General features: G+C 37.9%; 11 protein-coding genes. All 11 read right to left on the bottom strand.

Features of this window, described 5'->3' with window-relative positions:
- Nucleotides 1-125 precede the first annotated feature (125 nt).
- Nucleotides 126-4,427: a PolC-type DNA polymerase III gene (locus WAX78_RS16485; RefSeq protein WP_336483111.1), complete on the bottom strand. Its 4,302-nt coding sequence runs from the start codon at nucleotides 4,425-4,427 to the stop codon at nucleotides 126-128.
- An 82-nt stretch (nucleotides 4,428-4,509) separates the two neighbouring features.
- Nucleotides 4,510-6,207: a proline--tRNA ligase gene (locus tag WAX78_RS16490; protein ID WP_336483112.1), complete on the bottom strand. Its 1,698-nt coding sequence runs from the start codon at nucleotides 6,205-6,207 to the stop codon at nucleotides 4,510-4,512.
- 15 nt (nucleotides 6,208-6,222) lie between these two features.
- On the bottom strand, nucleotides 6,223-7,479 hold the full coding sequence (gene rseP / locus WAX78_RS16495) for an RIP metalloprotease RseP (RefSeq protein ID WP_336483113.1): 1,257 nt from the start codon (nucleotides 7,477-7,479) through the stop codon (nucleotides 6,223-6,225).
- A gap of 18 nt (nucleotides 7,480-7,497) precedes the next feature.
- Nucleotides 7,498-8,640: a 1-deoxy-D-xylulose-5-phosphate reductoisomerase gene (gene dxr / locus WAX78_RS16500; RefSeq protein ID WP_336483114.1), complete on the bottom strand. Its 1,143-nt coding sequence runs from the start codon at nucleotides 8,638-8,640 to the stop codon at nucleotides 7,498-7,500.
- Nucleotides 8,641-8,663: 23 nt separating this feature from the next.
- Nucleotides 8,664-9,452, bottom strand: coding sequence for a phosphatidate cytidylyltransferase (locus tag WAX78_RS16505; RefSeq protein WP_336483115.1), 789 nt, complete (start codon nucleotides 9,450-9,452; stop codon nucleotides 8,664-8,666).
- A gap of 17 nt (nucleotides 9,453-9,469) precedes the next feature.
- A complete protein-coding gene (locus WAX78_RS16510; RefSeq protein ID WP_336483116.1) occupies nucleotides 9,470-10,246 on the bottom strand; it encodes an isoprenyl transferase in 777 nt (258 codons plus the stop codon).
- A gap of 85 nt (nucleotides 10,247-10,331) precedes the next feature.
- Complete coding sequence (gene frr / locus WAX78_RS16515; RefSeq protein ID WP_336483117.1) at nucleotides 10,332-10,889, bottom strand: ribosome recycling factor; 558 nt, start codon at nucleotides 10,887-10,889, stop codon at nucleotides 10,332-10,334.
- 2 nt (nucleotides 10,890-10,891) lie between these two features.
- Nucleotides 10,892-11,614 carry a UMP kinase gene (gene pyrH, locus WAX78_RS16520; RefSeq protein ID WP_154711805.1) on the bottom strand — a complete coding sequence of 241 codons (723 nt, stop codon included), beginning with the start codon at nucleotides 11,612-11,614 and terminating at the stop codon, nucleotides 10,892-10,894.
- 65 nt (nucleotides 11,615-11,679) lie between these two features.
- A complete protein-coding gene (tsf, locus tag WAX78_RS16525; protein ID WP_336483118.1) occupies nucleotides 11,680-12,567 on the bottom strand; it encodes a translation elongation factor Ts in 888 nt (295 codons plus the stop codon).
- A gap of 82 nt (nucleotides 12,568-12,649) precedes the next feature.
- Nucleotides 12,650-13,351: a 30S ribosomal protein S2 gene (gene rpsB / locus WAX78_RS16530; RefSeq protein ID WP_035428981.1), complete on the bottom strand. Its 702-nt coding sequence runs from the start codon at nucleotides 13,349-13,351 to the stop codon at nucleotides 12,650-12,652.
- A 351-nt stretch (nucleotides 13,352-13,702) separates the two neighbouring features.
- Nucleotides 13,703-14,482, bottom strand: coding sequence for a GTP-sensing pleiotropic transcriptional regulator CodY (gene codY, locus WAX78_RS16535; RefSeq protein ID WP_090912755.1), 780 nt, complete (start codon nucleotides 14,480-14,482; stop codon nucleotides 13,703-13,705).
- Nucleotides 14,483-14,513: the final 31 nt, after the last annotated feature.

Below are 14,513 nucleotides of genomic sequence, written 5' to 3' on the forward strand. Positions count from 1 at the left end.
CATAGATAGTAACACGAAAGAGTGGGTTTCCCCACTCTTTTTTTAAAAAAAATATACATGACATGGTTATCTCGCTTACTAGTATATCATAGCAACCATGGTTTTGCAAAGACTTTTCCTGCCTACTAGAACAGTGATAGCTGGTTTTGATCTGGTAGTTCTCCTAAACAACCTTGACTGTCTAAATACTCAATAATTGTTTTTGAAATCTTACTGCGCTGCTGTAAATCCTCTTTCGATAAGAACTCGCCATTTTCACGTGCTGCTACAATATTCAGTGCAGCATTTGTACCAAGACCAGGTATTGCATTAAATGGTGGAATCAATGTATTTCCATCAATAATAAAATCAGTTGCACTAGAGCGATATAAATCAACTTTTTGGAATGAATAACCACGTTCACACATTTCAAGTGTCATCTCTAATACTGTTAGTAAACTTTTCTCTTTCGGCGATGCATCTAATCCTTTTTGCGAAATTTCATCAATTTTAGCACGAATGGACGCTGAACCTTTTACCATCGCATCTAAATCAAAATCGTCTGCACGAACAGTAAAATATGCTGCGTAGAATAAGAGTGCAAAATGCACTTTGAAATATGCGATACGTACAGCCATTAGGACATATGCCGCCGCATGGGCTTTCGGGAACATGTACTTAATCTTTTTACATGAATCAATATACCATCCCGGCACATTATTATTACGCATTTCCTCTTCCCACTCCGGAGGCACACCTTTCCCCTTACGTACAGATTCCATAATTTTAAACGCTAAAGATGGTTCTAAACCTTGGTAAATTAAATATACCATAATATCATCACGACAACCGATTACTTCACTCAGTGTACATGTTCCGTCATAGATTAACTCATTGGCGTTTCCAAGCCATACATCTGTACCGTGAGATAACCCAGAAATTTGGACAAGCTCGGAGAATGTCGTTGGCTTCGTTTCTTCTAACATTTGACGAACGAACTTTGTACCGAATTCCGGGATACCAAGTGTCCCTGTTTTACAATTAATTTGCTCTTCTGTTACGCCAAGCGATTCCGTACCTGAGAAAATTTTCATTACTTCTGGATCATCAGTCGGAATTGTCTTTGGATCAACTCCACTCAAATCTTGCAACATACGGATAACTGTCGGATCATCGTGTCCAAGTATATCAAGTTTTAATAAATTATCATGGATAGAATGGAAATCAAAATGTGTTGTTCTCCACTCCGCATCTAAAGAATCTGCTGGAAATTGAATAGGTGTAAAATCAAAGACATCCATGTAATCTGGGACTACGATAATACCACCTGGATGTTGCCCCGTCGTTCGCTTAACACCAGTACAACCCGCTACAAGACGATCCACTTCTGCTCCTCGTATCGTTAAATTATGGTCTGATGCATAACCTTTCACATAACCATACGCCGTTTTTTCAGCAACTGTACCAATTGTTCCAGCACGATATACATTATCTTCACCAAACAGCACTTTCGTATAGTTATGAGCGCGAGGCTGATATTCTCCCGAGAAGTTCAAATCAATATCCGGAACTTTATCTCCTTTAAAGCCTAGGAACGTTTCGAACGGAATATCATGACCATCTTTTTTATATGCAGTTCCGCAGTTTGGACAATCTTTATCAGGTAAATCAAATCCGGAACCGACCGACCCATCATTAAAGAACTGTGATTGTTTACAATTTGGACAAACATAATGCGGCGGCAAAGGATTTACCTCTGTAATCTCCATCATTGTCGCAACAAATGACGAACCAACCGAACCACGTGAACCAACAAGATAGCCATCAACAAGAGATTTCTTTACTAACTTATGTGAAATCAAATAAATAACAGCAAATCCATGTCCAATAATACTTTTCAATTCTTTTTCCAAACGAGCCTCTACAATTTCCGGAAGCTCCTCTCCGTAAATACTCCGCGCCATTTCGTAACTCATATCCCGCGTTTCATCATCTGCACCTTCGATTTTTGGTGTGTAAAGGTCATCTTTTACAGGCTTTACTTCACCAATCATCGATGCAACTTTTTGCGTATTTGTTACAACAATTTCTTTTGCTTTCTCTTCTCCTAAGAAGGAGAAGCAATCTAGCATTTCATCTGTTGTTCGGAAATACACAGGTGGCAATGAATGACGATTTAATGGGTTTGCTCCGCCTTGCGAACTTACTAAAATTTTACGATACATTGCATCTTCAGGATTTAGATAATGAACATTTCCTGTTGCAACAACAGGCTTATCTAACGTTTCACCTAACTTTATTAAGTTCGAAATAATTGTTTTTAATTGACCCTCATCACGAACGAGCTCAAGCTCCACCAAATGTCGTAACACTTCTGGAGGCATAACCTCGATGTAGTCATAAAACTGTGCAATTTCCTCTACTTCTTCTGGTGCCTTTTGCATCATTGCTTCAAATACTTCGCCTTTATCACAAGCTGTACCAACTAATATACCTTCGCGATACTTCTTTAATAGAGAACGTGGAATACGCGGTACACGGTAGAAGTATTGAAGATGCGCATAAGAAACAAGTTTATATAAGTTCTTCAGCCCTTCATCCGATGTTGCAAGCAGCGTCACATGACTTGGGCGTCCACGTTTATACGCATCACCTTGTCCCATACTGTCATTTAACTGATCGTGATATTCAAATCCTTTTTCGATTACACTTTTTAACATTTTCACAAGCAAATAACCAGTTGCTTCTGTATCATAAATGGCACGGTGATGTTGTGTTAATTCAATATCAAGCTTTTTACATAGCGTATTTAAACGATGATTTTTCATCTCTGGAAATAAGAAACGAGCTAACTCTAACGTATCGATAACTGGGTTTTTCGTTTTTTCTAGACCACTTTTCTTAAATCCAACATTTAAGAACCCCATATCAAAGCTTGCATTATGAGCTACAAGTGTATGATTACCAATCCACTGTTCAAACTTTTTAAACACTTCTTCTACTTCTGGCGCATCCGTTAACATATCGTCTGTAATACCTGTTAATTCGATAATTGTTGCTGATAACGGCTGATGTGGATTTGCAAAGGATTCAAAACGATCGATAATTTCTCCGCCTTTTATTTTTACAGCAGCAAGCTCAATAACCGTATCATATACAGCTGATAACCCTGTCGTCTCAACGTCGAATACAACATATGTCTCATCAGCAAGTAGTCGATGTTCTTCATTATACGCAATTGGTACACCATCATTAACAAGGTTTGCCTCTACACCAAAAATCACTTTAATTCCTGCTTTTTTCCCAGCAGAATACGCTTCAGGAAAAGATTGCGCAACAGCATGGTCTGTCACAGCTACTGCTTCATGTCCCCATTTTGCCGCTTGACTCACAAGTGTAGATGCAGATGTTACAGCATCCATTTGGCTCATAGGCGTATGCATATGAAGCTCTACCCTTTTTTCTCCTTCAGGTGCTTTATCTTTTCGAGACGGTCCTGTTATTTCATTAATATCGTTTGCAATCATGACTAAATCTCGAACAAATGTATCATTTTGAACAGATCCACGCGCTTTTACCCACATTCCTTTTTTCAACGATTGTAGAAGCGGAATATCTTCTTTATCGCGTGAGAACATTTTAATCATAATAGAATCGGTGTAATCCGTTATTTTTAATGTCAATAATGTACGTCCACTACGAAGTTCTTTTGTTTCCACATGGAAAACATAACCTTGAACCGTTTTTCTTCTTTCTTCATCTTGAATTTCACGAAGTGGTGTAATCTCCTCATCAGGCTTAATAAGATAACCGAGTACAATCGGCCCTTCGTGTACAACATCACTTTCTTCCGCTTGTTTCTTGGCCATTTCTTCCATGGCTTGTATAACGCGCTGACGATCCTCTTGCTGTGTTTGTTCACGAAACTTTTGAACTTCCTCTTCATTTTGTTTTATATTTGTTTCTAGCTGAAAACGAGGAAATCCAAAAACTTCATATTGGTCTCCGACTGGCTTCGCAAGATTTTTCTTTAGCGCAGTAGATTCTAAATCATTATTCACATCAAGTAACAACTTCACTCCGTTTACATGCGGAAGTTGCTTTTTTAAATATGCAAACATAGGTGAAAAAGTAATTCGATCTGTACAGAGCGGCCAATACGCCTTGACCTCTTCTTCCGTAAATTGCTTATTCTCTGTTTCTAGTGAAAATGATGTTTTTGCAATATGAGAAAATGACTGCTTAAGCTGCGTTTCAAGCAATTCATATAATTCTGTTGGTAAAATACGTGGTACTTGTAAATCAAAATGCCAACTCTTATTTGCTTTATCAACAACTAACCTTTGAATGCCACCACCTTGTAAATATTGATTGATAAGGTCTTCAGGCATTTGTAACTGTTGGAGCAAAATTTGAAATCGCTCTTGTTGTTCGTTTGTTAATGACATAAGCAACCTCCTTCCATCTGCTATTATAAATTGAAACGTTCCACAAAGAAAGAGAAGGTACCTCATAGCGAGGTACCTCTTCTTATTTTAAAATATTAGCAATGTATGTGTGAAGTTCTTCCACTTTCACTTCTGCAGATTCATTTGTTGCACGTACTTTTACTTCGACAATGCCTTCATCAGCTTTTTTACCAACTGTTACTCGAACTGGAAGACCGAATAAATCCGCATCAGCAAATTTTACGCCTGCACGTTCCGCACGGTCATCTAATAATACTTCATATCCTTGCTCTTGTAATGAATTGTAGATATTTTCACCGACTTCACGCTGTGCATCAGATTTCATATTTACTGGAATCACATGTACATGGAATGGCGCAACTGCCTTTGGCCAAACTAAGCCATTCTCATCGTTAAATTGCTCAGCGATCGCTGCAACTGTACGAGATACACCAATTCCGTAGCAACCCATAATGATCGGTTGTGTTTTACCGTTTTCATCCAAGAATGTCGCATTCATAGATTCACTATAGCGTGTACCAAGTTTAAATACATGTCCCACTTCAATACCGCGAGCAAAGCGAATTGTTCCCTTGCCATCTGGAGAAAGATCTCCTTCTTGGATGAAGCGTAAATCTGTATATTGGCTTACTTTAAAGTCCCGTTCTGGGTTTACATTCACATAATGGAAGCCTTCTTCATTTGCTCCGCAACATCCATTTACGATAGCTTGTACAGCATGATCAGCAATTACTTCTACTCCTGTTACACCAATTGGACCTAAAGAACCGACTTCACAGTTTAATAATTCTTTTACTTCTTCATGAGATGCAAGTTCGACAACAGAAGCACCGTATAGGTTTTTCACCTTAACATCGTTCACTTCATGGTCTCCGCGAACAAGAACAACAATAAATTTCTCGTCTGCTTTAAAGACCATAGACTTAATACAATTTGATGCCTCGATATTTAAGAACGCAGATACTTCTTCAATTGATTTTTGATCTGGCGTTGCAACTTTTTCAAGTGTTTTTTCTACCTCATCGCTCTTTTCATAAGAAGCAATAACAGGTGCCATCTCAATATTTGCAGCATAATCAGATGTATCAGAATATGCAATTGTATCTTCTCCTACATCTGATAACACCATAAATTCATGTGTATCTTTTCCGCCCATTGCTCCAGAGTCAGCGATAACAGCACGGAAGTTTAAACCACAGCGCGCAAAAATATTAGAGTAAGCTTGGAAAAGACGGTTATACACTTCATCTAAACTCTCTTGCGTTGCATGGAAAGAATATGCATCCTTCATTAAAAACTCTCTTCCGCGTAACAAACCAAAACGCGGCCTTTGTTCATCACGGAATTTTGTTTGAATTTGATAAAGTGTTAAAGGTAATTTTTTATATGACTTAATTTCGTCACGTACAAGATCAGTAATAACTTCTTCATGTGTTGCTCCTAGAGCGAACTCACGATTATTTCGATCGTTCATACGCATTAATTCTGAACCATATGAATACCAGCGTCCAGATTCTTGCCATAATTCAGCTGCCTGAAGAGCTGGCATTAATAATTCTACAGCACCAGCTTTCTCCATTTCTTCACGAACAATACGCTCTACTTTATGCAACACTTTCAGACCAAGCGGCAAAAAGCTATATATACCTGAAGCATTTTGACGCATAAATCCTGCGCGTAGTAGAAGCTGATGGCTTTTAATTTCCGCATCAGCTGGTACTTCACGCAATGTAGGACTAAATATTATACTTTGTTTCATTCCATAGCACCTCTTTTATAAGAAAAACTTCCGTATATCATTCCATGTTACGACTAACATCAGTAACATTAATAAAGCAAAACCAATAAAGTGAACCATTCCTTCTTTTTGACGGTCAATCGGTTTCCCGCGGAGCGCTTCAATTAAGAAGAAGAAAAGGCGTCCCCCATCTAATGCAGGAACAGGTAATAAGTTAAACAAACCAAGATTTATACTTAGAACAGCTGTTAAGCTAAGAACACGAATCGTACCATACTCTACAACTTGGCCTGTTAAGTTATAAATCCCTACCGGGCCAGATAAGTCGTTAATCGAAAAATGTCCTGTAACGAGCTGAACAAGGGAAACAAAGATAAGTTTTGTCCATCTGTATGTTTCATCAAATCCCGCTTTAATAGAACCAAACAGGGACTTCTCAACAGGTGATTGTACCCCGAGTCTACCAACCGTAACATTACCCTCTTTTTCAGCAGCAGGCGTAACTTGTATCGTCATTTTTTTACTATCACGAGTTACATCCATCTTAATTTCTTTTCCTGGATTTTCACGAACGATATTTACTACATCTTGCCAACTATTTGTCGGTTTATTATTAATTGACGAAATTTTATCATCTTCATGTAATCCAGCTTTCTGTGCCACGCTATCAGATACCACTTTTCCAATTATCGGTTTATCCACAGGAATCCCTTGTATAAAACCAATCATAACAAATATAACGAAAGCAAGAACAAAGTTCATTGCAGGACCTGCAAAAATAGCAAGCGCTCGTTGCCCTAACGTTTTTGAGCCAAATTGTCGATTATACGGCGCAATCTGCGTTTCCTCTCCTGCTGAAACATAACGAGCTTTCTCGTGAATCCGAAATGTTTGTAAATCTTCTTCATACTCTTCATATCCAGATATGATTAACTTGTGTTCCAAGTCAGCTTGTTCCACTTCAACAACACGAACATTTGGATATTTTTCACGATTATCCAAAACAATTTTCGTAACCTCTTCTTTTTCGTTTAAAACAAGTCCAACTTTTGTACCAGGTTTTAGTTCAATGGTTTCTGGATCCTCCCCAGCCATTCGTACATAACCACCAAGCGGAAGTAAACGAACTGTATAAACTGTTTCATTTTTTTCAAACGAGAACAATTTTGGACCAAAACCAATGGCAAATTCACGACACAAAATACCAGCACGTTTGGCAAAGTACAAATGTCCAAGTTCATGGAAAAACACGAGTGCACCGAAAATTAAAATAAAGACAATCGCTGTATTCAAGTTCCATAACCACCTTTGCTAAATTTGTTCCATCACAAATCGTCTTGTGGCAGCATCGATTTCCTGAATTTCTTCTAAGCTTGGACGCGCAATGACATTGTGATGGTGCATTGCTTTTTCAATGAGGTCTTCTACTGTTAAGAAACTGATTTTCTTTTGCAGAAAAGCTTCTACAGCGGCTTCATTAGCTGCATTCATCACAGTTGGCATACTTCCTCCCATTTTCCCAGCTTCATATGCAAATTGAAGACAGCGGAAACGTTCCATATCCATTGTTTGAAAATGTAATGTTCCAATTTCCCATAAATTCAGCTGTTTAGCGTTTGGAAGTGAAAAACGATCAGGGTAAGTAAGTGCATATTGAATTGGAACACGCATATCTGGTGTACCAAGCTGCGCCATTACACTGCGATCTTCAAACTCAACCATAGAGTGAATGATACTTTCTTTATGTAATACAACATCGATTTGCTCATAAGGGATATTAAAAAGCCAATGCGCTTCAATAACCTCTAATCCCTTATTCATCATTGTAGCAGAATCAATGGTAATTTTCGAACCCATAGACCAGTTTGGATGACAAAGTGCATCTTCTACTGTTACATGTTGAAGTTCATTCCTCGTTTTATCTCGGAAACTTCCACCTGATGCTGTCAATATTAATCGAGAAATACGCTTCTCATTTTCTCCGTTTAAACATTGAAAAATAGCAGAGTGTTCACTATCTACAGGAAGTAAAGATACGTTATGCTTTTCTGCAGCTTCCATAACTAAATGCCCTGCTGTTACTAATGTTTCTTTATTTGCAATTGCAATCGTTTTTTTCGCCTCAATTGCTCGTAACGTCGGTAGTAATCCGACACTACCAACAACAGCGTTTACAAGTATTTCTGCATCCGGATGAAGTGCAACTTCAAGCAGCCCTTCATCTCCATATACAATTTTCGTATTTCCACAAACTGTTTGTAATCGCCAAGCATCTTCTTTTTGTTGTACAGACACAATCTCAGGAGAAAATTCTTGAATCATTTGCTGAGCAAACTCAATGTTTCTCCCCACAGAAAAAGCAACGAGACGGAATTGGTCTTGGTGCGAGCGCAATACATCTAATGTTTGCGTTCCAATTGATCCACTTGCACCTAATAAACTAATGGTTTTCATTGCTCCAACTCCTCGTTCGTTCATTAAATGAAATGTAAGAAATGTAATAGCGGTAATACAAATAACCAACTATCAGTTCGATCGAGAATACCACCGTGTCCTGGTAAAATTGTACCCGAATCTTTTACGCCATAATGACGTTTAAAGGCTGATTCTACTAAGTCTCCAATTTGACCAAATACTGATATTGCAATGGTAACTGCAATAAGAACACTTATATTCGACTGAACCGGTAAAAATACATTATACACAAGAGCAACAACGATTCCACATAAAATACCGCCGATAGAACCTTCTATCGTTTTATTTGGACTAATTTCTGGCCAAAGCTTTCGTTTCCCAATCGCTTTTCCAATAAAGTAAGCCCCGGAATCCGTTGCCCAAATCACAAACAATGCATAAAATACATATTGAATTCCTGCAAGACGAGTTTCATTCAAATAAAAGAAACCCATCGCAACATAAGTTGTTGCCATCAATAAAAATGCAGCATTGTCAAAAGTAAATGTATTCTTAGAAAGGACAGTATATGATAAAAGTAATAAGACAATTACAAATGTAATTTCTACTTTTGTTAAACCAATTGTTTCAAATACGCCCGTTACATTACTTGGAACTAAAATAATCCAAAGCAATAATGCTGCTAAAACTGTTGGCATAGAGATAACCGTTAACTTATTCATTCGAATTAATTCATATAATCCAACGGAAGCTAATGCATACACTAAAATTGTAAAAGGCACGCCACCGTAAAATACGATGGGAATGAACAGCGCGGCAGCAATCACTCCAGTAATTATTCTCTGTTTCACTACCAAACCCTCTCTTTCTACACGCCTCCAAATCTGCGACCTCTATTTTGGAAGTCAGTAATGGACTGCAATAAATGTTCTTCTGTAAAATCTGGCCAATATACATCAGTAAACCAAAGTTCTGAATAAGCAATTTGCCACAGCATAAAATTACTAATACGAATTTCACCGCTTGTTCGGATTAACAAATCAGGATCAGGCAATGTTCTTGTCATTAAGTACGAAGAAATTGTTTCTTCTGTTATTTCTGCAGAACGAAGTTTTCCTTCTTCACTATCCTTAACCATATTTTGCACAGCAGATACAATTTCATCACGACTTCCATAGTTTAACGCAAAATTTAAGATTAATCCCGTGTTATCTTTCGTATCCTCCATCGCTTTTTCCATCGCTCTGCGCGTATGAGTTGGAAGGCGATCCTTTTGTCCTATGACACGTACTTGTACATTTTCTTCAATAAGCTCTGGCAAAAATGCACCTAAAAATTCTTCAGGAAGTTTCATTAAATAATCCACTTCTAATTTCGGTCTTTTCCAGTTCTCTGTAGAAAAGGCATAAAGAGTCAGTACTTTGACACCGAGTTTACTAGCAAACTTCGTAATTTTCTTTACAACCTGCATTCCTTCATGATGACCTGCAATGCGAGGCATCGCTCTTCTTTTCGCCCATCTTCCATTACCGTCCATAATGATTGCAATATGCGCTGGGATTTCTCCTTTTTTTGCTTCTTCTACGAGATGATCAAACGACGCGATCTTATTGCCTTTAAAAAAAGGAAGTTTTCTAAACATCATTCAAACCCTCCAACGAGCAGACATATGCCTAAAAGTGTAAAAAGACCCCCTTAAGAAGAGGGTCATATTTGCGAAAGCTTCGCGATTACACTTCCATAATTTCTTTTTCTTTGTTTTTTGTAACATCTTCAACTTTTGCGATATATTTATCTGTTTCTTTTTGGATATCTTCTGTATATCCTCTTAAATCATCTTCTGTAATGTCGCCGTTTTTCTCAAGTTTTTTCAATTCATCGTTTGCATCACGACGAACGTTGCGAACAGCTACTTTTGCATCTTCAGAATATTTTTTCACAACTTTCACAAGTTCACGACGACGTTCTTCTGTTAATGCAGGGAATGCAATACGAATAACAGTACCATCATTAGAAGGATTTAATCCTAAATCAGCTTTTAAAATTGCTTTTTCAATATCACCGATAGATGTCTTATCGTATGGCTGAATAACTAGTAAACGTGCTTCAGGAACTGTGATGTTTGCTAATTGTACAACCGGAGTTGGTGCACCGTAGTAATCTACTTGTACTTTATCTAATACAGAAGCACTTGCACGACCTGCACGAACTGTTGAAAGTTCACGAGAATATGCTGCAACTGCTTTTTCCATTTTCTCTTTTGCATTGCTTAACACTTGTTGTCCCATTATTATTTCCCCCTCACAATTGTTCCAATATTTTCGCCCAGAACGGCGCGCTTAATGTTTCCTTCTTCCATGATAGAGAATACAATTAACGGAATATCATTATCCATACATAAAGAAGAAGCTGTAGAATCCATTACACCCAAGCCTTCTTTCAAGACATCTAAATATGTAAGTGATTCGTATTTTGTTGCTGTTTCATCAATTGTTGGATCCGCACTATATACGCCATCTACATTATTTTTCGCCATTAAAATAACATCTGCCTCAATCTCAGCTGCACGTAGTGCTGCTGTTGTATCAGTAGAGAAGTAAGGGTTACCTGTACCTGCTGCAAAAATTACAACACGTTTCTTCTCTAAGTGACGATTTGCTTTACGACGAATGTAAGGCTCAGCTACTTGGCGCATTTCAATAGAAGTTTGCACTCGTGTTTGAACTCCTAAATTCTCTAAGCTGTCTTGAAGAGCTAAAGAATTCATTACCGTTGCTAACATTCCCATATAATCAGCCGTTGCACGATCCATTCCCATTTCGCTACCAATCTTACCGCGCCAAATGTTACCACCGCCAACAACAACTGCAACTTCTACGTCTAACTCAGCAATTTCTTTCACTTGCTCAGCAACAGATTTAATAACAGACGGATTAATTCCAAATCCTTTATCTCCAGCTAAAGCTTCACCGCTTAGCTTTAATACTACACGATTATATTTTGGCTTACTCATAATGAACCTCCATTGCCTACATCTTTATTTTAAAAAAGGGAACACAATGTGTCCCCCAATCTTTATTAGTTGCTGCCTTTTACTTGGTTCATTACTTCTTCAGCAAAGTTGTCTTGACGCTTTTCAATACCTTCACCAACAGCGTAGCGAACGAATCCTTTTAATGTGCCGCCTTTAGACTCAACGAACTGACGAACTTTCATATCAGGATTTTTAACGAATGCTTGGTCAAGTAAGCAAATCTCTTCGAAGAATTTACCTAGGCGACCTTCAACCATTTTCGCAACGATTTTTTCTGGCTTGCCTTCGTTTAAAGCTTGTTGTGTTAATACTTCACGCTCATGCTCAACTTCTTCAGCTGTTACAGCATCACGGTCGATGTATTTAGGGTTAACTGCTGCAATGTGCATTGCTACGTCTTTAGCAGCCGCTTCATCTGTAGTACCTTCAAGAACTGCTAATACACCAATGCGTCCACCCATGTGTAGGTAAGCACCGAATGCATCTGCATCAGTTTTTGATACGATTTCAAAACGACGAAGTGTAAGTTTTTCACCAATTTTAGCGATTGCTTCGTTGATGTGCTCTTCTACTGTTTTGCCGTTTGCAATTGTTTGAGCCATTGCTTCTTCAATGTTAGCAGGTTTGTTAGCTAATAAGTGAGCAGCTAATTCTTTAATTAATGTTTGGAAACCTTCGTTTTTCGCAACGAAATCAGTTTCAGAGTTTAATTCTAAGATTAAACCGTCGTTACCGTTTGTTTCGATGAAAGTTAAACCTTCAGCAGCGATGCGGTCTGCTTTTTTAGCAGCTTTTGCAATACCTTTTTCACGTAAGAAATCAATTGCTTTCTCCATGTCGCCGTTAGTTTCTGTTAAAGCTTTTTTGCAGTCCATCATACCTGCGCCAGTTTTTTCACGAAGTTCTTTTACCATTTGTGCAGTGATTGCCATACTTTTCATCCTCCTAAAATATGTATTTATACCTTAAAAAAGGTGATAAAAGGCCGAACCCCTTATCACCTTTCCAAATTTGTTACGCAGTAACAGTTTCTTCACCTTGTTTTGCTTCAAGGATCGCGTCTGCCATTTTAGATGTAAGAAGTTTTACAGCACGAATTGCATCATCGTTTGCTGGAATTACGTGATCGATTTCGTCTGGATCACAGTTTGTATCAACGATACCGATGATTGGAATGTTTAATTTGCGTGCTTCAGCAACTGCGATACGCTCTTTACGAGGGTCTACTATGAATAATGCATCTGGAAGACCTTTCATATCTTTAATGCCGCCTAAGAATTTTTCAAGACGCTCTAATTCTTTCTTAAGTTGTACAACTTCTTTCTTAGGAAGTACTTCGAAAGTACCATCTTCTTGCATTCTTTCGATGTCTTTAAGGCGTTTAATACGCTTTTGAATTGTTTGGAAGTTTGTTAACGTACCACCTAACCAACGTTGGTTAACGAAGTACATACCAGCGCGAGTTGCTTCTTCTTTAATAGCATCTTGTGCTTGTTTTTTTGTACCTACGAATAATACGTTACCGCCGTTAGCAGCGATGTCTCTCATTACGTTGAATGCTTCTTCAACTTTTTTCACAGTTTTTTGTAAGTCGATGATGTAGATACCGTTACGCTCTGTGAAAATGTAACGTTTCATTTTTGGGTTCCAACGACGAGTTTGATGTCCGAAGTGAACACCAGCTTCAAGCAATTGCTTCATAGAAATTACTGACATAATTTAGTTCCTCCTAAATGGTTTTTGATATCCTCCGTTCACTTCATCTTTAAGCGAAACTACAAGCGTAGCACCAACACTTAAATCAATGAACGTGTGTACTTTGTACTGACACCACTGACAACTATATCACAACAAAATATCACAATCAAGTCGAAAATACATACATTATGAAACTTTCTTTTCAGTTACTTATTTTTACTATCGAATCATATTACAGTATTGCCATTCTCCCTTATTTTTAAGCTATTTTAATAATAAAACGTTCCTCTCATTAAGAATTTTTTCTGCTGAGCACATTAAAAAAAGAGCTCTTCTGCACAATACAGAAGAGCTCTTTTTCTCTTATAATTAGTTTGTTTTTAATTTTGCAAGTTCATGTAAAAATTTATCATTCAATACTTTAATGTATGTTCCTTTCATACCTAAAGAACGAGATTCGATTACACCAGCACTTTCTAACTTACGAAGTGCGTTTACGATTACAGAACGTGTAATACCTACACGATCAGCAATTTTACTTGCAACAAGCAAGCCTTCTGTTCCATTTAACTCTTCAAAAATATGCTCAATTGCTTCTAGTTCACTGTATGATAATGAGCTAATTGCCATTTGTACAACCGCTTTACTACGTGCTTCTTCTTCAATTTCTTCTGCTTTTTCACGTAGAATTTCCATACCTACTACCGTAGAACTATATTCAGCAAGAATTAAATCATCATCTAAGAATTCTTGACCAAGACGCGCTAATACTAATGTACCTAGACGCTCACCGCCACCAACGATTGGTACGATTGTTGTTAAACCTTGACCAAACAACTCTCTGTTTTCTACAGGGAACGCTGTATACTCACTGTTTACTTCTAAGTTTGGAGATGTTTCAGTTACATTGAATAAGTTCTTTGTATATTCTTCTGGGAACTGACGCTCAGCAAGCATTTGTTTCATGCGCTCGTTTTCGATTTGCTGGTGGATTGCATATCCTAATAATTTTCCGCGACGACTTACAACAAACACGTTCGCTTCGATTACTTCACACATCGTGTCAGCCATTTCTCTAAAGTTTACTGGTTTACCTGCTGCGCTCTGTAATAACGCATTCAGCTTTCTTGTTTTTGCTAATAATTCCATTTCAAAATTTCCTCCTACATATTATTCACAT

The organism is Bacillus yunxiaonensis (assembly GCF_037104695.1).
In the GTDB taxonomy this organism is placed as follows: domain Bacteria; phylum Bacillota; class Bacilli; order Bacillales; family Bacillaceae_G; genus Bacillus_A; species Bacillus_A yunxiaonensis.